The sequence below is a fragment of the Brevundimonas sp. UBA7506 genome (genome assembly GCF_002479495.1).
Lineage (GTDB): Bacteria > Pseudomonadota > Alphaproteobacteria > Caulobacterales > Caulobacteraceae > Brevundimonas.
The window spans coordinates 203,456-221,889 of sequence record NZ_DLNQ01000015.1; the positions used below are offsets into that span (position 1 = coordinate 203,456).

The 18,434-nt window shown below is 68.4% G+C and carries 13 protein-coding genes; 8 read left to right on the top strand and 5 right to left on the bottom strand.

Annotated elements, in window-relative coordinates; genetic code table 11:
- Window positions 1-112: 112 nt before the first annotated feature.
- A complete protein-coding gene (gene purH, locus B3K53_RS13555; protein ID WP_292084992.1) occupies window positions 113-1,717 on the bottom strand; it encodes a bifunctional phosphoribosylaminoimidazolecarboxamide formyltransferase/IMP cyclohydrolase in 1,605 nt (534 codons plus the stop codon).
- 153 nt (window positions 1,718-1,870) lie between these two features.
- On the opposite strand from purH, the gene B3K53_RS13560 reads away from it, so the two are divergent.
- Complete coding sequence (locus tag B3K53_RS13560; protein ID WP_292084993.1) at window positions 1,871-2,254, top strand: GIY-YIG nuclease family protein; 384 nt, start codon at window positions 1,871-1,873, stop codon at window positions 2,252-2,254.
- Here B3K53_RS13560 and B3K53_RS13565 read toward each other — a convergent pair.
- Both B3K53_RS13565 and rpe read right to left on the bottom strand, forming a co-directional pair.
- Window positions 2,251-4,065: a heparinase II/III family protein gene (locus tag B3K53_RS13565; protein WP_292084994.1), complete on the bottom strand. Its 1,815-nt coding sequence runs from the start codon at window positions 4,063-4,065 to the stop codon at window positions 2,251-2,253. The two genes, B3K53_RS13560 and B3K53_RS13565, sit on opposite strands and share 4 nt — an antisense overlap.
- Window positions 4,062-4,745: a ribulose-phosphate 3-epimerase gene (gene rpe, locus B3K53_RS13570; RefSeq protein WP_292084995.1), complete on the bottom strand. Its 684-nt coding sequence runs from the start codon at window positions 4,743-4,745 to the stop codon at window positions 4,062-4,064. The genes B3K53_RS13565 and rpe overlap by 4 nt, the downstream gene beginning before the upstream one ends.
- 219 nt (window positions 4,746-4,964) lie before the next feature.
- Between rpe and B3K53_RS13575 the strand changes: the two genes are divergently transcribed.
- Together B3K53_RS13575 and B3K53_RS13580 are read left to right on the top strand one after the other, a co-directional pair.
- Entirely contained in the window at window positions 4,965-5,381 is a 417-nt protein-coding gene (locus B3K53_RS13575; RefSeq protein ID WP_292084996.1) for a DUF2141 domain-containing protein, read from the top strand.
- Window positions 5,382-5,405: 24 nt separating this feature from the next.
- Window positions 5,406-6,881: a carotenoid oxygenase family protein gene (locus B3K53_RS13580; protein ID WP_292084997.1), complete on the top strand. Its 1,476-nt coding sequence runs from the start codon at window positions 5,406-5,408 to the stop codon at window positions 6,879-6,881.
- 508 nt (window positions 6,882-7,389) lie between these two features.
- On the opposite strand, the gene B3K53_RS13585 is transcribed toward B3K53_RS13580, so the two are convergent.
- Both B3K53_RS13585 and B3K53_RS13590 read right to left on the bottom strand, forming a co-directional pair.
- A complete protein-coding gene (locus B3K53_RS13585; protein ID WP_292084998.1) occupies window positions 7,390-8,148 on the bottom strand; it encodes a LytTR family DNA-binding domain-containing protein in 759 nt (252 codons plus the stop codon).
- The gene (locus B3K53_RS13590; protein ID WP_292084999.1) at window positions 8,148-8,879 is read right to left on the bottom strand and encodes a TetR/AcrR family transcriptional regulator; all 732 of its coding nucleotides are present in this window, start codon (window positions 8,877-8,879) and stop codon (window positions 8,148-8,150) included. Before B3K53_RS13590 ends, B3K53_RS13585 begins: the two co-directional genes overlap by 1 nt.
- A gap of 177 nt (window positions 8,880-9,056) precedes the next feature.
- Here B3K53_RS13590 and B3K53_RS13595 point away from each other — a divergent pair, with 177 nt between their 5' ends.
- From B3K53_RS13595 to B3K53_RS13615, 5 genes are all read left to right on the top strand, one after another.
- Entirely contained in the window at window positions 9,057-11,264 is a 2,208-nt protein-coding gene (locus B3K53_RS13595) for a TonB-dependent receptor (protein ID WP_292085000.1), read from the top strand.
- Between the two features lie 140 nt (window positions 11,265-11,404).
- Window positions 11,405-12,772, top strand: a complete 1,368-nt coding sequence (locus tag B3K53_RS13600) for a spinster family MFS transporter (protein ID WP_292085001.1) — start codon at window positions 11,405-11,407, stop codon at window positions 12,770-12,772.
- A 133-nt stretch (window positions 12,773-12,905) separates the two neighbouring features.
- The gene (gene sucC, locus B3K53_RS13605) at window positions 12,906-14,096 is read left to right on the top strand and encodes an ADP-forming succinate--CoA ligase subunit beta (RefSeq protein ID WP_292085002.1); all 1,191 of its coding nucleotides are present in this window, start codon (window positions 12,906-12,908) and stop codon (window positions 14,094-14,096) included.
- Between the two features lie 58 nt (window positions 14,097-14,154).
- Window positions 14,155-15,057 carry a succinate--CoA ligase subunit alpha gene (sucD, locus tag B3K53_RS13610; protein WP_292085003.1) on the top strand — a complete coding sequence of 301 codons (903 nt, stop codon included), beginning with the start codon at window positions 14,155-14,157 and terminating at the stop codon, window positions 15,055-15,057.
- Window positions 15,058-15,381: 324 nt separating this feature from the next.
- Window positions 15,382-18,402: a 2-oxoglutarate dehydrogenase E1 component gene (locus B3K53_RS13615; protein WP_292085004.1), complete on the top strand. Its 3,021-nt coding sequence runs from the start codon at window positions 15,382-15,384 to the stop codon at window positions 18,400-18,402.
- Window positions 18,403-18,434 lie beyond the last annotated feature (32 nt).

Sequence of the window (18,434 nt, forward strand, 5' to 3'; positions counted from 1 at the left end):
GGCCCGACCGGGCCTTGGCCAAAGAAAAGGGCGCTGCCGACGACCGGCAGCGCCCTTCTTCTTGCGCTCATGTAGCGAGCCGCCGCGCGGCTCGCGCTAGCGCCCTTCCAACCTAGTGCCGGAAGACGCGCACGCCGGTGAAGGCCATGGCGATGCCGCGTTCGTCGGCGGCGGCGATGACCTCCTCGTCGCGGATCGAGCCGCCCGGCTGGATCACCGCCGTGGCCCCGGCGGCGACGGCTTCCAGCAGGCCGTCGGCGAAGGGGAAGAAGGCTTCCGAAGCGCAGGCCGAACCCTCGGCCAGGGAGTGGGCCAGACCCTTGGCCTCGCCGGCTTCCTTGGCGCGGATGGCGGCGATGCGGGCGCTGTCGCGGCGGTTCATCTGACCGGCCCCGATGCCCGCCGTCTGGCCGTCCTTGGCATAGACGATGGCGTTGGACTTGACGTGCTTGGCCACGGTGAAGGCGAACAGCATGTCCTGGATCTCGGTCGGCGTCGGCTGGCGGCGCGTGACGATCTTCAGGTCTTCCGGCTTGATCAGCGAGCGGTCGCGCGACTGGACCAGGAAGCCGCCAGCGACCGAGCGGAAGACCTCGCCGGCGCCGTGCGGGTCGGGCAGGCCGTCGGTGATCAGCAGGCGCAGGTTCTTCTTGGCGGCGAAGACGGCCTTGGCTTCGTCGTCGGCGCCGGGGGCGATGACCACCTCGGTGAAGATGCCGGTGATGGCGCGGGCGTCCTCGCCGTTCAGCGGGCGATTGACGGCGATGACGCCACCGAAGGCCGAGACGGCGTCGCATTCCAGCGCGCGGGCGTAGGCTTCCGACAGGGTGTGGCCCACGGCCACGCCGCAGGGGTTGGCGTGCTTGACGATGACGCAGGCCGGGGCCTCGAACTCGGCCACCAGTTCATAGGCGGCGTCGGCGTCGGCGATGTTGTTGTAGCCCAACTCCTTGCCCTGAACCTGTTCGGCATAGGCCACGCCCGGACGCTTCTCGCCGGTGCGGTAGAAGGCGCCGGTCTGATGCGGGTTCTCGCCGTAGCGCAGGGTCTGGGCCAAGGAGCCGGCGATCGACTTGCGGGCCGGGGCGGCGTCGTTCAGCTGAGCGGCGAACCAGCCGGACACAGCGGCGTCATAGGCGGCGGTGCGGGCGAAGGCGCGGGCGGCCAGCTGCTTGCGCAGGGTCAGCGAGGTCCAGCCGTCGGCCTTCAGGGCCTCGAGGATCAGGCCGATGCTCTCGCCGTCGACGGCGACGGCGACGTGGCCGTGGTTCTTGCTGCCCGAGCGGATCATGGCCGGACCGCCGATGTCGATGTTCTCGATGGCCGCTTCAAAGCCGCCGCCGGATTCCACCGTCTTCTCGAACGGATAGAGGTCGATCCAGACGATATCGATGGCGCCGATATTGTGCTCGGTCATGGCCTGAGCGTGGGTCGGGGCGTTGCGGACGCCCAGCAGGCCGCCGTGCACCACGGGGTGCAGGGTCTTGACCCGGCCGTCCATCATTTCCGGGAAGCCGGTCAGATCGGCCACGTCCTTGACCGGCAGGCCGAAGCCCGCGATCGCCGCCTTGGTGCCGCCGGTCGAGACCAGCTCGACGCCGAGACCGGCGAGCGTGCGCGCTGCGTCTTCCAGCCCCGCCTTGTCCGACAATGAAATCAGGGCGCGGACAGGTTTGATCGCGTCCGGGGCGGGCGGAAAGTCGGGAGCGGCGGGCATGGGCGGCGTCCGTTAACAGCTGGGGCGGGGAGATGGCGCGGCCTCTAGCACCATCGACCGTCCGCGTCAGCCCTTGGGACACCAGCAGGTCTCCTCCTCTCCGTCATCCTCGGGCTTGACCCGAGGATCGAGTTGTCCGCCACTCGACGTTCCATGATCGAGCGCCGCCCTTTCATCGCCACCTACATCCTGGCCAGCCGCCCGCTCGGCGTCCTCTACATCGGCATGACGGCGAACCTCTACGAGCGCATCCGCCGGCATCGTGAAGATCAGGTCGAAGGCTTCGCCCAGCGCTACGGCTGCAAGACCCTCGTCTGGTATGAGACGCACGGCTTCGTCACCGAGGCGATCCGGCGCGAGAAGGCCCTGAAGCGTTGGAACCGCACGTGGAAGCTGGAGCTGGTCGAGAAGACCAACCCGCAGTGGCAAGACCTCTATCCCAGCCTGTTCGGACTGGCGCCCGATCCTCGGGTCAAACCCGAGGATGACGGAGTGGGAGATGTCGAGGCCTTCCTGAAGGGCCTCGACGAAATCTAGTGCGGATCGCCCGCCGCGCCCGCCGGGCTCAGCTTCCAGCGGATCTTGGTGTCGGCGTCGGTGCGGGCGGAGCCGCGGACGACGATCTGCAGGGAGCGCCGCGTCAGGCCCTCGTCGACGTGGACGGCGGGTTCGATGGCGACGTCGGGGCCGTCGCTGCGGAACCACCAGCCGCGTCCCGAATGGCCGCGCAGCAGGATGGAGCGGCGGTCGCGGGCCAATGACGCCTGAACGCCCGGCTCCAGCTGGAAGCGCAGGGCGTAGGGAGCGGCGATGGCGCGGGTCACTTCGGGGCGGCCTTCCGGCGGATGCAGCCGCTCCTCGGCGCGCAGTTCGTCGAGGCGCTGATCCAGATAGAGGCGGCGCTGATGCATCAGGCCGTACTGAGCCATCCAGCCGTCGTGCTCGACCTCCAGCCAGACGGCGCCGTCGCCTTCGCGGTGGTCGCGGGTGACGTGCAGGGCCGGGCCGATCAGGCGGGGGCCGAGCAGTTCGGCCTTCCAGCCTGACAGGGGCTCGCCCAGAGGCTGTTCGCCCAGCGTCAGCGTCGAGGCGCCCGGCGTCAGGCGCAGGGCCTGACGGTCCAGGGCGCGCGGGGTCCAGCCGGCCGAGGTGAACAGGCGGTCGCGGCCGCAGACGACTTCCAGCGCGGCCGGTTGACCGCAGGCGGCGGCCGACCAGGCGCCGCGCGCCGGGGCCTCGACATCGACCATGACGGTCAGCAGGGGGCTGGAGATGCGGACCAGGCCGCCGACGGCGCCGCTGGCGGGCGGGGCGGGCGTGTCGTCATGGGCGCGGGCGGCGGCGACGCGTTCGGGCGTGGACGGACCGCCGCCCTGGAAGGCGGCCAGGCGGCCGTCGGGCAGGGCCAGGACGCGAAGACTGGTGGTCAGGCGCGAGATGGCGGCGGTGACCGGCTCGGGCGTCGGCTCGGACAGCTGGGCGAGGGCGTCGTCCAGGGTCAGCAGGTCGAGCAGCAGCTCCAGACCCATCTCCGGGGCGCGGGCGGCGTGATGGCCGTCGGCGGCGACGGCGGCCTCCAGCGCGGCGGGCAGACGCTTCAGGGCGGTGCGGCGGATGCCGGCGCCGGCCTTGCCGGCCAGGGCGCAGCCGGCCACGGCGGCGGCGGTCAGGCGCTCGGCCCGGCCCATCAGGCCGCCGGGCGGACGGAGCAACTGACGCGCCTGACGCGCCAGAATGTCGGTCAGACGCAGACGCTCAGGCTCGGTAGCCACCCCGGCCAGACGCCGTCCGGCGCAGGCCAGGTGATAGGCGCGCCGCGCCAGAATGTCGGGGTCCCAGGAGAAGGGCGACCAGCGGTTGAACAGGTCGTCCCAGGCCAGGGTCAGCGCCAGGGCCTCGCGCGCGCCGCGATCGCCGTGGGCCATCATCTCCGGCATCCAGACGAAGGCGTGCAGTTCGACGGCGAAGGCGCGGCTGGGGGTGGGGCGGTTCCACAGGTCGGCGGGCCCCTCGGCGTCGAGGCTGAGCCCGGCCAGGGTGAAGCGGCCCGACAGCAGGGGGCGCGGGGCCTCTTCGCGCAGGGGGCGGAAGTCGCGCGGGCTGACGGCGAAACCGTCGGCGCGGGCGCCTTTCAGCGTCATGGTGTAGCCGGGCAGGCCGTAGAGCTCGATCCACAGCTGGCGCGCGGCCAGCTGTCCGGCGACGGCGGCCCACAGGGCGGGGTCGGCCTTGGGCCCCCCGGCGGCGCGCACCGGGGTGCGGATCGGCGCGCCCTTGAGGCCGGGGATGTGGCCCTCGGTCAGGCCGCCTTCTGTTTCGCGCGGGGCGAAGGGGCCGAGGGGGCTCACGCGGCGGCGGCTTTCAGGGCCTGGATGTTGGCGGCGTAGGCGTCCGGCCCGCCCTTGAAGACGAAGGAGCCCGCGACCAGGGCGTCGGCCCCGGCGGACAGGCAGGCTCCGGCGTTGGCGGCGACCACGCCGCCGTCCACCTGCAGGTGGGCCCTGGAGCCGGCGCGGTCGAGGATGGCGCGGGCGCGCTCGATCTTCTTCAGCGAGGACTCGATGAATTTCTGACCGCCGAAGCCGGGATTGACGGACATGATCAGCACCAGGTCGACCAGGTCGACGGCCTCTTCCAGCACGCTCAGCGGCGTGGCCGGGTTGAAGACCAGACCGGCCTTGGCGCCCAGCTGGCGGATCTGGCCGAGGGTGCGATGGACGTGCGGACCGCTTTCGGGGTGGACGCTCATGATGTCGGCGCCGGCCGCGCGATAGGCCTCCAGCCAATTATCGACCGGGGCCACCATCAGGTGAACGTCGAAGGGCAGGCGGGTGTGGGGGCGAAGCGCCTTCACCACGTCCGGGCCGATGGTCAGGTTGGGCACGAAGTGGCCGTCCATGACGTCGATATGGATCCAGTCGGCCCCGGCGGCCTCCAGCGCGCGGACCTCTTCGCCCAGCCTGGCGAAGTCGCTGGCGAGGATGGAGGGGCAGATCAGCGGGGCGCTTGCGGCGGCGGTCTGGGTCATGGTTCTGCGACTTACGGCCATGAGGCGCGGGGGGCAAGCCGGGCCGCTGACGCAGGCCGACCTGGCGCGCGTCAGCAGGTGGTCATTGGCGCTTCGCGAACGGTCGGCGGTGGTCGTTGGCGAAGACGCGGCGGTTGAGGACGCAAGGCCGCTGGCGGGGTGCGGCGGGGCGAGGGAGGAAGGCGGCGACTTCTTCAGCCGTCCCCGAAAGGACCCGCCATGATCCGCATCCTCGCCGTCGCCGCCGTTCTGGCCTTCGCCGCTCCGGCCTATGCCCAATCCGCCGACAACCGTCTGACCCTGACCTTCGAGACGGGCGCGGAGACCGGCGCGGTTCTGGTCGCCCTCTACGACAGCGAGGCCGCCTATGAGGGCGGACAGCCGGCGCGCGTGGCCCAGGTCGATGTGGCGGCGGGCCAGCGCGAGGCCGTGTTCGACCTGCCCGCCGGAACCTACGGCATGAAGGCCGTCCACGACGTCAACGGCAACGGCAAGATGGACGTCAATCCGTTCGGCATGCCGAGCGAGCCCTTCGCCTTCTCCAACAATGCTGTCGGCAATATGGGGCCGGCCAAGTGGGACCGCGCCCGCTTCGAGGTGTCGGGCGTCACGGCCCAGACCATCCGCATCCGCTAAGTCTTGATGTTCGGAGAGACCGCCATGACCCCGACCCGTCGCACCCTGTTCATGGGCGCCGCCGCGCTTTCCGGCGCCCTGGCCGCCGCCCGCGTCCTGACCCCCGACCGGGCCTATGCCGCGCAGGCGATGAGCGCGACCGCCGACTGGTCGCTGGCCACCGCCGACGTCGAGGGCGACGTGGCGCCGCGCGCCCTGCGTCTGGTGCATGGCCGGGCGCCCGCCGGCCTGTCGGGCAGCCTTTATCGCAACGGCCCGGCCAAGTTCCGGCGGCCCGGCGGCTCGTCCCAGCACTGGTTCGACGGCGACGGCCTGATCCGCCGCTGGCGGGTGCAGGACGGGCAGGCGACCTTGGCCGCCCGCTTCGCCGACACGCCCAAGCGGCGTCAGGAGGCCGAGGTCGGGGCCATGCTGATGCCGGGCTTCGGCACGGTGGCCGATCCGCGCGCCCGCATCGGCTCGGCCGACGACGCCAGCCCGGCCAACACCTCGGTGCACAAGGTCGGCGGCAAGCTGTGGGCCCTGTGGGAGGCGGGCTCGCCGCTGGCCATGGACCCCGAGACCCTGGCGACCGAGGACTTCGTGACCCTGCGCCCGGACCTGAAGAACATGCCCTTCCTGGCCCACCCGCGCATCGAGCCGGACGGGCGTATCTGGAACCTGGGGGTGAGCGGACGCCAGGCCATGGTCTGGCGACTGGCGGCGAACGGCGCCCTGGAGGCGGCCGAGCTCATCGCCCTTCCGCGCGCCAGCTATATCCACGACTTCAGCGCCACGGCCAGGCATCTGGTCATCGTCCTGCAGCCCTGGGTCCATTCGCGCAACGTCATGCCCGTCTCGGCCGCCTTCGAGTGGACGCCGCAGGCCGGCACCCAGATTCTGGTGATCGACAAGGCCGACCTGACGCAGCGTCGGATCTATGAGCTGCCGCCCTTCGGCTTCTTCCACGCGGGCGACGCCTGGGAGGAGGCGGACGGCACGATCCGCCTCGATCTGTGCGCCCACAAGGACATGGATTTCGCCGCGCGCGGCGCCCATGAGGTGCTGAACGGCGTGCCCCTGGGTCACGACCCCGCCGAACTGGCCATGGTGGTGCTGGAACCGAACGGGCGCGGTCGTCTGGAGCGGACCGGCGTGGTGGGGGAGTTCCCGCGCAGCGACCCGCGCCGGGCCGGTCTGGCCCGCCGTTTCAGCCTGCACACCACGGGCGAACGCGCCGACCGGCCCCTGGCCTCGGCCGTGGCCGTCACCGACTGGCGCTCGGGCCGCACGCGGTCGTTCGACTTCGGCCCCGGCCATGTCACCGACGAGATGGTCTATGTGCCCAAGCCCGGCGGCGTGCACGAGGCCGAGGCCTGGCTGGTCGGCCCGACCATCAATCTGAAGGCGGGGGTCAGCGAACTGCACGTCCTGGACCTGATGCACGTCGAGGACGGCCCCGTCGCCACCTGGCGCGCCGACGTGGCCCTGCCGGCGGCGTTCCACGGGAACTGGGTGTGAGGGGGAGGGATGAACCTGAGGTCGTTGCAATGTTAGTCGCCTCATCGCAACGTGCGCGCCGATGGGCGCGCTTCTTCTCTTCCTCTCGTTTCTGACTTTCGCTGCTGGCTTGCTGTGGCGGCTTGGGAGCGAGATCGGCCGTCTACGACACGTTGGCATTGGTGGTGTCGAGGAAGACCTAGACGCTGCACGGCGGTCCTTGCGCGCGACTATCGTCGCGGCGCTGATCTTGGCGGCAACTATAATTGCCATTGTCTTCGTTGGAGAACGGTGGGCGGCGCAGTGGAGGGATACGCTTCCCGGCGCCTGGGCATTGACCCTCTTGTCGGTGGCAGCGGGTGTCGGCTGTATCTTGGCCGCAGGTCACACTCTTTTCCATCAGTGGTCCCGACGCGGGACCACGGCAGGGCTCGTACGCGGGGGCTCTATAGTTTCGCCACGGCGGCCATCTTTATGCTCACCATTCACTGGCGCTGGGGTTGATGTCGATCGGGAAGGGCAAGCGCCCCTACCACCACCCCGCCTCGCGCAGGGCCTTGGCGTAGCGGCGGCTGACGGGGGCGGTGAGGTCGCCGTCCAGGGTCAGGGCGGCGCGGCCGTCGCCGCGAGCGACGGAGGCGACGGCGTCCCTGGCCACCCACCAGCTGCGGTGGGTCTGGGCGCCTTCCAGACCTTCCAGTTCGGTCAAGGCATCAGACAGGCGCATCAGGATCAGGTCAGACCCCCGGTCGGTGTGCAGGCGCAGGTAGTGGTCCTCGGCCTGGACCGCGATCAGACGGGCGCCGCGCAGTTTTGGCGGCAGGCGCTCGAGAAAGCGGGCGGGCGCGGCGCCGGGCGCCGAGGCGTGGGTCTCGACCGGGCGCTCACGGCCCAGAAAGACGTTCAGGGCGCTGAGCACAGCGGTGATCAGCAGCACCGCCGGCAGGAAGTTGATCAGCACTTCGATCGACAGCAGGCGCTGATAGAAGAAGAGGCCGGTCGCGGCCCAGACGCCGAGGGTCAGCGGACCGGTGATGACCGCCGTGAGGATCGCCGCCGTCGTCCACGGCCGGGCGTCGGCGTCAATGTAACGCGTAACCAGGGCGCCGCAGACGTGGCCCCAGAGACCGCCCAACACCAGCATGGATATCCAGTAGATCAGCCTCTGGCCCAGGGGCGTCCCGCCCGAGCCGAAGGCCCCGCTGAAGGCCAGGAAGGCGCCTGCGACGACCGCGACGATCAGGCCGCGCGCGATGTCGCGCGCCTTGCCCTGAAGCAGGCTGGGCATCAGCCGCTCGTTTTCGAACCGCAGACGGCGCGGAAGCCGGCGGCGGCGAAGCGCACCATGTAGTCGCAGGCGCTGTCCAGGTCGCCGGACTTGCACAGGCCGCCCGACAGGCGGTCCAGACGCCCGGTCTCGCCCAGCGTTAGCGTCAGGGCGCCCGACAGGTTGTGCCAGGCCCAGTAGAGGTCCTCGTCGCGGGCTTCGGGATGGATGCGCTTGACCAGTTCCAGCAGGCGGCGAATGGCCGGGTCGAAATAGCGGGCCATGGTCTCGCCGCCGAAGGCCGGGTTGGCGTTGGTCTGGGCCACCAGGGCGGCGTAGTGTTTCCACCCCGGCCCGCCCTTGAGCGACCACTGGAACGGCGGGCGCAGGAAGGCCTCGAACAGGCCCTCCAGGGTCATGGCCTCGCCCGCGGCCTCGGCGTAGCGGTCGACGGCGGCGACCCGCTCGTTGTTCCAGACCTCGGCGCGACGGATGAAGACGGCGTCGAACAGCTCTTTCTTGGCCCCGAAGTAGTAGTGGACCAGGGCCGTATCCACGCCCGCCTCGCGCGCCACCTCGCGGATGGTGACGCCATAGAAGCCGTGCTTGGAGAACAGATCCTCGGCGGCGTTCAGGATGGCGTCGCGGGTCTCGCCCGCCGCGGCGGTCTTCGTCTTCTTGGGGCGACCGCGTCGCGCCGGGGCGGCGGTGACGGGCGGAAGGGCCGGGGCGAGGTCGTCGTCGGATTTCATGCGCGCAAGCTAGTCGTGCTTCGACCCTCAGTGCAACGGCGCCACAGGGGCGGCGGATTTGCGGCGGCCTTCAGCGTGGCCGTTTGACAGACCGGTGAAAGATCGGCACCTTCCGTGAAAATCATTGAACGCTGAATAAAAGCGTCGATTGGGCTGGAAATCAGGATTGGGATCCAAATGAACAGACTCGTGAAGACCGTCTTGCTGGCGGGCGCCGCCTGGGGCGCGCTCTCGGCCTCGGCCGTGGCGCAGGAAGCCTCGACCGAGACCCAGGTCTCCAGCATCGACGACGTCGTCGTCACCGCGCGCCGTCGCGAGGAAACCCTGAAGGACGTGCCGGTCTCGGTCTCGGCCCTGGGCGCCGAGCGTCTGGAAGAAACCGGCGCGACCGACATCACCGCCCTGCAGCAGCAGACCCCGAACGCCACGGTTCAGGTCGCGCGCGGTTCGAACTCGACCCTGATCTCCTTCATCCGCGGCATCGGCCAGCAGGACCCGCTGTGGGGCTTCGAGCCCGGCGTCGGCCTCTATGTGGACGACGTCTATGTGGCCCGTCCCCAGGGCGCGGTGCTGGACATCTTCGACATCCAGCGCATCGAGGTGCTGCGCGGCCCGCAAGGTTCGCTGTACGGGCGCAACACCGTCGGCGGCGCCATCAAGTATGTCACCTCGCGTCTGGACCCGGATTCGCCGGAACTGACCCTGCGCGGCGCCTACGGCAGCTACAACCAGGTTGACCTTCTGGCCCAGGGCTCGATGCCCGTCACCGACAAGCTGCGCATCGGCGGCGCTATCGCCAGCTACAACCGCGACGGCTACGGCGAGAACCTGAACACGGGCGCCGAGCACTACAACAAGGACGTTCTGGCCGGTCGCGTCAGCGTCGAATTCCAGCCCTACGACAACGCCTTCTTCCGCCTGGCCTACGACCGGGTCGAGGACAAGTCGAACCCGCGTCACGGCCACCGCGAACTGGCCGGCGTCGGCCCGGGCGCCGGCGTTCCCGGCAGCGTCTATGACACCTACGCCGGCCTCGGCGACAAGAACAAGGTGACGACCGAGGGCGTGTCGCTGACCGCCCAGGTCGATCTCAACGACGTCTGGTCGTTCAAGTCGATCACCGCCTATCGCACCGGCGACACCGACACCCTGATCGATTTCGACAATACGCCCGCCCCGACGCTGGACGTGCCGGCCGTCTACGGCGACCGCCAGTTCACCCAGGAATTCCAGGCCCTGTTCAGCACGGACCGGATCCAGGGCGTCGCCGGCCTCTTCTATCTGGACGGCACGGCCTCGGGCGCCTTCGACACCATCGCCCAGAACTTCGGCATCGTCATCGGCACCGCCGGCTATGTCGAGACCACCAGCATCGCCCTGTTCACCGATGTGAACCTGGACCTGACGGATCGCCTGCACCTGGGTCTGGGCGCCCGCTACACGATGGACGACAAGACCGGTCACGTCTTCCGCGCCAACTATCTGGGCGCGACCCGCAGCCCGCTGCTGGGCGGCACGGCGCGCAACCCCATCCTGCTGCGCACCGACTACACGCGCTCGAACACCTTCGACCAGTTCACGCCCAAGGCCTCGCTGTCCTATGACTTCTCGGACCGCCTGACCGGCTACGCCTCCTATTCGAAGGGCTTCAAGTCGGGCGGCTTCGACATGCGCGGCGACGCCATCCTGACGCCGAACACGGTCAACGGCTATCAGCCGGAGACGGTCGACTCCTATGAAATCGGCCTGAAGGGTTCGGCCTTCGACCGTCGCCTGAGCTTCGCCTCGGCCATCTTCTACAACGAGTATCAGGACCAGCAGGTCACCACCCAGGTTCCGGCCGTGGGCGGCATCGCCAGCTTCGTCGACAACGTCGGCTCGTCCAAGTTCTTCGGCGCCGAAGTGGAGGGCGCTCTGGTTCTGACCGACAGCCTGACGGCCAACTTCGCCGTGGGCTACCTTGACTCCAAGTTCGAGGAGTTCCTGCGCTACAATCTGACGACGCAGAAGTACGAGGACATCTCGAGCCTGGTGGTGCTGCAGAACGCGCCGAAGTGGACGGGCTACCTCGGCCTGACCTGGCGCGGCGACGTGGCCGGCGGTTCGCTGGCGGTGACGCCGTCGGTCAGCTACCGCGACGACTACAGCCAGTTCGAGTTCCCCAACCCCGTGCTGGATCAGGACGCCTTCGCCCTGGTCGACCTGTCGGTGGTCTGGACGGATCCGAGCCGCACCTGGACTGTCGGCGTCTATGGCAAGAACCTGACGGACGAGGAATATCGCGTCGGCGGCTACAACTTCGCCGGCGCCGCCTACAACAACTCGCTGATCGGCTACTACGGCCCGCCGCGCACGGTCACGGCCTCGCTGCAGTACAAGTTCTGATCGGGACTTCTCTCCTGAGCGCCTGATCATCTGATCGCGGGCGGCGGTTCCGACGAGAGCCGCCGCCCTTTTTCTTTTGGCGTCCTCGCACGACGCCGCTACCGTCCGTTCAAACAGAACAAGCCCGAGGGGGGCACGCCATGACCACGTCCGAGGCTGCAGCGCCCGAGGAGGCCGGCGAGAAGGCCGTCTCCCCCGGCTATCGCTATTATGTGCTGGGGATCCTGATCCTCATCTACATGCTGAACTTCCTGGACCGGCAGATCATCGGCATCCTGGCGGCGCCGCTGAAGGCCGAGTTCGGGCTGTCCGACAGCCAGTTCGGCCTGCTGGGCGGTCTGGCTTTCGCCCTGCTCTATTCGACCCTGGCCATCCCGATCGCCTGGCTGGCGGACCGGGTCAGCCGGGTGTGGATCATGACCGCCGCCCTGACCATCTGGTCGGGCTTCACCGCTCTGTGCGGTGTGGCGGGCAGCTTCGGCCAGCTGTTCCTGTGCCGGATGGGGGTGGGCATCGGCGAGGCGGGGGGCGTGGCCCCGGCCTATTCGCTGATCGCCGACTACTTCCCCAAGTCGCAGCGCGCGCGGGCGCTCGCCGCCTATGCCTTCGGCATTCCGCTCGGCATGGCCGCGGGCACCCTGGTCGGGGGTCTGCTGGCGGCGACCTATGGCTGGCGTACGGCCTTCATCGTCGTGGGCGTTCTGGGCGTCCTGGTCGCGCCGATCCTGCGCCTGACGGTCAAGGACCCCAAGCGCGGTGGTCTGGACGCCCCGGTCGCCCTCGCGCCCGCTGCCGCGCCGGTCGTGCAGAAGGCCCCGCCGTTCGGCGAGGTGGTGCGCACCCTGGCGCCCAAGCCGAGCTTCTGGCTGCTGGCCTTCGGCGCCGCATCGTCCTCGGTGTGCGGTTACGGCGTCGCCGCCTGGCTGCCCAGCTTCTTCATGCGCAGCTTCGGCCTGACCCTGTCGCAGACCGCCTGGTACTATTCGGCCATCGTCATGGTCGGCGGCGTGGCCGGCATCTGGCTGGGCGGGGTCATGGCCGACCGCCTGGGCAAGAAGTCCAAGGGCGCCTATCCGCTGACGCCCGCGATCGCCTTCCTGATTTCGGTGCCCTGCTTCCTGCTGGCGATGAACTCCGGCGCCCTGGTCGGGGCGGTGATGCCGGACGCCAATCCGAACGGGGCGGCGGCGCTGACCCTGGCCTTCCTGATCTTCCTGATCCCGACCGGGCTGAACCTGACCTGGCTGGGACCGATCACGGCGGCGGTGCAGCATCTGGGGACCCCGGCCATGCGCACCACGGCCTCGGCCCTCTTCCTGCTGATCAACAACCTGCTGGGGATCGCCGTCGGCATCTACTACTTCGGCTGGATGTCGGATCTGCTGCGCCCGACCTTCGGCGAGGAGAGCCTGCGCTGGGCCATCTATACGGGGATGGGCTTCTACCTGCTGTCCTCGGCCCTGCTGTTCGGCGCCTCGCGCACCCTAAAGAAGGACTGGGTCGACTGATCCAGCCCAGCTTGGGCCATAGGAAAAGGCTCTGACGGCCATAAGGAGGGGGGCGGTTGCGCAGGCGAAGGCGCGACGCCTATAAGCGCGACCAAAGTTTCCACAACCCTCCTCCCAACGGCGCGGATCAGACATGAACATTCACGAGTATCAGGCCAAGCAGGTTCTCAAGGCCTTTGGCGCTCCGGTCGCCGAAGGCGTCGCCATCACCTCGGCCGACCAGGCCGAAGCCGCCGCCAAGCAACTGCCTGGCCCGCTCTATGTGGTGAAGTCGCAAATCCACGCGGGCGGCCGCGGCAAGGGCAAGTTCAAGGAACTGCCGGCTGACGCCAAGGGCGGCGTGCGCCTGGCCTTCTCGATCGAGGACGTGGTCAAGAACGCCAAGGAAATGCTCGGCAACACCCTGGTCACCGCTCAGACCACGGACGCCGGCAAGCAGGTCAACCGTCTCTACATCGAAGACGGCGCCGACATCTCGCGCGAACTCTACCTGTCGATCCTGGTCGACCGCGCCTACGGCCGCGTCTCCTTCGTCGTCTCGACCGAAGGCGGCATGGACATTGAAACCGTCGCCCACGACACCCCGGAAAAGATCATCACCGTCGTCATCGACCCGACGACCGGCGTGACCGAAGCCGACTGCGCCACCCTGTCGGACGCGCTGAAGCTGGAAGGCGACGCCCGTGAAGACGGCAAGTCGCTGTTCCCGGCCCTGTATAAAGCCTTCGTCGAGAAGGACATGGCCATGCTAGAAGTGAACCCGCTGATCGTCATGGAAAACGGCCGCCTGCGCGTTCTGGACGCCAAGGTGTCGTTCGACGGCAACGCCCTGTTCCGTCACCCCGACATCAAGGAACTGCGCGACGAGACCGAGGAAGACGCCAAGGAAATCGAAGCCTCGGAGTGGGACCTGGCCTACGTCGCCCTGGACGGCAACATCGGCTGCATGGTCAACGGCGCCGGTCTGGCCATGGCGACCATGGACATCATCAAGCTGTACGGCAAGGAGCCGGCCAACTTCTGCGACGTCGGCGGCGGCGCCGGCAAGGAGAAGGTCGCCGCGGCCTTCAAGATCATCACCGCTGACCCGAACGTCCAGGGCATCCTGGTCAACATCTTCGGCGGCATCATGAAGTGCGACGTCATCGCCGAAGGCGTGGTCGCGGCCGTGAAGGAAGTGGGCCTGAAGGTGCCGCTGGTGGTCCGCCTGGAAGGCACCAACGTCGACCTGGGCAAGAAGATCCTGAACGAGTCCGGCCTGGCCATCACGGCTGCGGACGACCTCGACGACGCCGCCCAGAAGATCGTCGCGGCGGTCGGCTAAGGCTTAGAGCCTTACTCGCCACCGCCCAGCTGACACACAGAATTCAGAGCACAGACACATGTCCATTCTCGTCGACAAGAACACCAAGATCATCGTGCAAGGCCTGACCGGCAAGACCGGCGGCTTCCACACTGAACAGGCCCTGGCCTATCACGGCACCCAGATGGTCGCCGGCGTGCACCCGACCAAGGGCGGCACCAACTGGACCGGCTCGCACGGCGAAACCCTGCCGATCTACGCCTCGGTCGCCGAAGCCAAGGAGCGCACCGGCGCTGACGCCTCGGTCATCTACGTCCCGCCGGCAGGCGCCGCCGACGCCATCATCGAAGCCATCGAGGCCGAGATCCCCTTCATTACCTGCATCACCGAGGGCATCCCGGTGCTGGACATGGTGCGCGTCAAGGCTCGCCTGGAGAAGTCCAAGTCGCGCCTGCTGGGCCCGAACTGCCCCGGCATCCTGACCCCGGAACAGTGCAAGATCGGCATCATGCCGGGCAGCATCTTCTCCAAGGGCTCGGTCGGCGTCGTCTCGCGCTCGGGCACCCTGACCTATGAAGCCGTGTTCCAGACCACCAACGCGGGCCTGGGCCAGACCACGGCCGTCGGCATCGGCGGCGACCCGGTCAAGGGCACCGAGTTCATCGACGTCCTGGAAATGTTCCTGGCCGACGACGCCACCGAGTCGATCATCATGATCGGTGAAATCGGCGGCGGCGCCGAAGAAGACGCCGCCCAGTTCCTGATCGACGAAGCCAAGAAGGGCCGCAAGAAGCCGATGGCCGGCTTCATCGCTGGTCGTACGGCTCCGGCCGGCCGCACCATGGGCCACGCCGGCGCCATCGTCTCGGGCGGCAAGGGCGACGCGGAATCCAAGATCGCCGCCATGGAGGCCGCGGGCATCCGCGTCTCGCCGTCGCCGGCGCGCCTGGGTCACACGCTTCTCGAAGTGCTGAAGGGCTAAAGCCCTTCAGCAAGGTCGCTAACGCTCGCCGCGCGGCGGCTCGCTGCTTGAGCGAGTTCGCCGCGCCTCCGCTCCAGTCGATGTCGGGGGTTCGGGGGCAGGGAGCGCGACCGAACGATGTTCCGGGGCGAAATTTCGCGCCCTGTGACCCTTTGAAACGCCCTCGGAATCGTCCGGGGGCGTTTTTTCTTGCGGATTCGACCAATTTCCACCCGCATCGCCTCCCTTCGGTCATGACCAGTAAGGAAACACGGCCTATATGAGCGGCGCCGCTCACCGCGCAGGCGTGCGCGCGCGGCTGGAATGTAGGACGACGAGAGCAAAATGGCGGACGATGCAGGTCAGCTGAACCAGGTCTTTGCCGAGACCAGTTTCCTCTATGGCGCGAACGCCGCCTTCATTGAGGACCTGCACGAAAAATGGGCTGCGGACCCCGGCTCGGTGCCGGGGGAATGGCGCGCCTTCTTCGACCAGCTGAAGGACAACGCCGACCTGGTGAAGCAGTCGGCCGCCGCCGGTTCGTGGGGCCGTTCGGGTCCGGCCGAGCCGACCGAGGACACCGCTGTCTTCGACGGTCGCTGGCCCGCCCCCAAGGTCGATCCCAAGGCCGCCGGCAAGCCCGGTCCGCGTCCCGCCGCTCCGGCTGCCGACGCCTCGGGCGCGCTGACCGCCGCCGACGTGCGCGCCGCCGCCCATGACTCGATCCGCGCCCTGATGCTTATCCGCAGCTACCGCGTGCGCGGCCACCTGCAGGCCAAGCTGGACCCGCTGGGCATCGAGCAGCCGGTCGAGAACGCCGAGCTGACCCCCGAATTCTACGGCTTCACCGCCGCCGACATGGACCGCCCGATCTTCCTGGACGGCGTCCTGGGCCTGCAGACGGGTTCGATCCGTCAGGTGCTGGACATCCTCAAGCGCACCTACTGCGGCAACATCGGCGTGCAGTTCATGCACATCGCCGAGCCGGAAGAGAAGTCCTGGCTGCAGCAGCGCTTTGAAGGCGCCGACAAGTTCGAGCAGAACGCCTTCACCAAGGAAGGCAAGCTGGCCATCCTGAACAAGCTGATCGAGGCCGAGGGCTTCGAGCGCTTCCTGCACAAGCGCTTCCCCGGCACCAAGCGCTTCGGCCTGGACGGCGGCGAGGCCATGGTCCCGGCCCTGGAGCAGGTGATCAAGCGCGGCGGCGCCCTGGGCGTGGACGAGATCGTTCTGGGCATGGCCCACCGCGGCCGCCTGAACGTGCTCGCCGCCGTCATGGGCAAGCCCTACAAGACCATCTTCCACGAGTTCCAGGGCGGTTCGTCGGTGCCGTCGGACATCGAGGGCTCGGGCGACGTCAAGTATCACATGGGCGCCTCGTCGGACCGCGAGTTCGACGGCAAGAAGGTCCACCTGTCGCTGACGGCCAACCCGTCGCACCTTGAAATCGTCAACCCGGTCGTCCTGGGCAAGTCGCGCGCCAAGCAGGCCTTCGATATCCGCGAGGCCGAGGTCAACCAGGGCAAGTCGGACGCCGAATGGGTGCTGGACCGCTCCAAGGTCGCCCCCCTGTTGATCCACGGCGACGCCGCCTTCGCCGGCCAGGGCGTGGTGGCCGAATGCTTCGCCCTGATGGGGCTGAAGGGCTACCGCACCGGCGGCACCCTGCACTTCGTCATCAACAACCAGATCGGCTTCACCACGGCGCCGCGCAACTCGCGCTCGTCGCCCTATCCGTCGGACGTGGCGCTGATGGTTCAGGCGCCGATCTTCCACGTCAACGGCGATGATCCCGAAGCGGTCGTCTTCGCCGCCAAGGTGGCGACGGAATACCGCCAGAAGTTCCACAAGGACGTGGTGGTGGACATGTTCTGCTACCGCCGCTTCGGTCACAACGAAGGCGACGACCCGACCTTCACCCAGCCGTTGATGTACGCCAAGATCAAGAACCAGCCGTCGACGCGCGAGATCTACTCCAAGCGTCTGGTGGCCGAGGGCGTGATCACCCAGGCCGAGGTCGACGCCGAGCTGGCGCGCTTCGAAGCCTTCCTCGACGCCGAGTTTGAAGCGGGCAAGACCTTCAAGGCCGACAAGGCCGACTGGCTGGACGGCCAGTGGCAGGGCCTGGGCGCCGAGAAGACCGACGACGCCGCCCAGCGCGGCGACACGGCCGTCTCCACGGACAAGCTCAAGGGCTACGGCCACCGCCTGACCCAGATCCCCAACAGCGTCGACGTGCACAAGACGCTGAAGCGGGTCATCGACGGTCGTCGTGAGGCCGTCGACAGCGGCCAGAACATCGACTGGGCCACCGCCGAAAGCCTGGCCTTCGCCTCGCTGCTGGACGAGGGCTACAACATCCGCCTGTCCGGTCAGGACTCGGTGCGCGGCACCTTCTCGCAGCGTCACTCGGGCATCACCGACCAGACGACCGAGAAGCGCTACTTCCCGCTGAACCACCTGCGCGACGGCCAGGCCCACTTCGAGGTCATCGACTCGGCCCTGTCGGAAGAGGCGGTGCTGGGCTTCGAGTACGGCTACTCGCTGGCCGACCCCAATACCCTGACCCTGTGGGAGGGCCAGTTCGGCGACTTCGTCAACGGCGCCCAGGTGGTCATCGACCAGTTCATCTCCTCGGGTGAACGCAAGTGGCTGCGCATGAGCGGCCTGACCATGCTGCTGCCGCACGGCTATGAAGGCCAGGGTCCCGAGCACTCCTCGGCCCGCCTCGAGCGCTTCCTGCAGCAGTGCGCCGAGAACAACATGCAGGTCGCCAACTGCACGACCCCGGCCAACTACTTCCACATCCTGCGTCGCCAGCTGCACCGTTCTTACCGCAAGCCGCTGATCCTGATGACGCCCAAGTCGCTGCTGCGTCACAAGAAGGCGGTGTCGACCCTGGCCGACATGGCGGAGGGCTCGTCCTTCCACCGCGTTCTGCGCGACGACGCCCAGCTGCGTCCGGACGTGGCCGGCGTCTCGCTCAAGGCCGACAAGGACATCCGCAAGGTCATCGTCTGCTCGGGCAAGGTCTATTACGACCTGCTGGACGCGCGCGAGAAGGCGGGGGTCAACGACATCTACATCCTGCGCCTGGAACAGTTCTATCCGTGGCCGATCAAGTCGATCTCGGCCGAACTGGCCCGCTTCCCCAACGCCGACCTGGTCTGGTGTCAGGAAGAGCCCAAGAACATGGGCGGCTGGACCTTCGTCGATCCGTGGATCGAACTGACCCTCGAGAAGATGGATATCAAGGCCAAGCGCGCGCGTTACGTCGGGCGTCCGGCCTCCGCCTCCACGGCGGCCGGCCTGATGAGCCGCCACCTGAAGGAACTCGAGACCTTCCTCGCCGAGGCCATGGCCTGATCGGCCTCGCCTGACCTATAGATACGCCAAGA

What these genes read in the sequence shown, in the direction of transcription:
- purH (WP_292084992.1), bottom strand. Translation starts at nt 1,717, where the DNA reads ATGCCCGCCGCTCCCGACTTTCCGCCCGCCCCGGACGCGATCAAACCT.
- B3K53_RS13560 (WP_292084993.1), top strand. Translation starts at nt 1,871, where the DNA reads ATGATCGAGCGCCGCCCTTTCATCGCCACCTACATCCTGGCCAGCCGC.
- rpe (WP_292084995.1), bottom strand. Translation starts at nt 4,745, where the DNA reads ATGACCCAGACCGCCGCCGCAAGCGCCCCGCTGATCTGCCCCTCCATC.
- B3K53_RS13575 (WP_292084996.1), top strand. Translation starts at nt 4,965, where the DNA reads ATGATCCGCATCCTCGCCGTCGCCGCCGTTCTGGCCTTCGCCGCTCCG.
- B3K53_RS13580 (WP_292084997.1), top strand. Translation starts at nt 5,406, where the DNA reads ATGACCCCGACCCGTCGCACCCTGTTCATGGGCGCCGCCGCGCTTTCC.
- B3K53_RS13585 (WP_292084998.1), bottom strand. Translation starts at nt 8,148, where the DNA reads ATGCCCAGCCTGCTTCAGGGCAAGGCGCGCGACATCGCGCGCGGCCTG.
- B3K53_RS13590 (WP_292084999.1), bottom strand. Translation starts at nt 8,879, where the DNA reads ATGAAATCCGACGACGACCTCGCCCCGGCCCTTCCGCCCGTCACCGCC.
- B3K53_RS13595 (WP_292085000.1), top strand. Translation starts at nt 9,057, where the DNA reads ATGAACAGACTCGTGAAGACCGTCTTGCTGGCGGGCGCCGCCTGGGGC.
- B3K53_RS13600 (WP_292085001.1), top strand. Translation starts at nt 11,405, where the DNA reads ATGACCACGTCCGAGGCTGCAGCGCCCGAGGAGGCCGGCGAGAAGGCC.
- sucC (WP_292085002.1), top strand. Translation starts at nt 12,906, where the DNA reads ATGAACATTCACGAGTATCAGGCCAAGCAGGTTCTCAAGGCCTTTGGC.
- sucD (WP_292085003.1), top strand. Translation starts at nt 14,155, where the DNA reads ATGTCCATTCTCGTCGACAAGAACACCAAGATCATCGTGCAAGGCCTG.
- B3K53_RS13615 (WP_292085004.1), top strand. Translation starts at nt 15,382, where the DNA reads ATGGCGGACGATGCAGGTCAGCTGAACCAGGTCTTTGCCGAGACCAGT.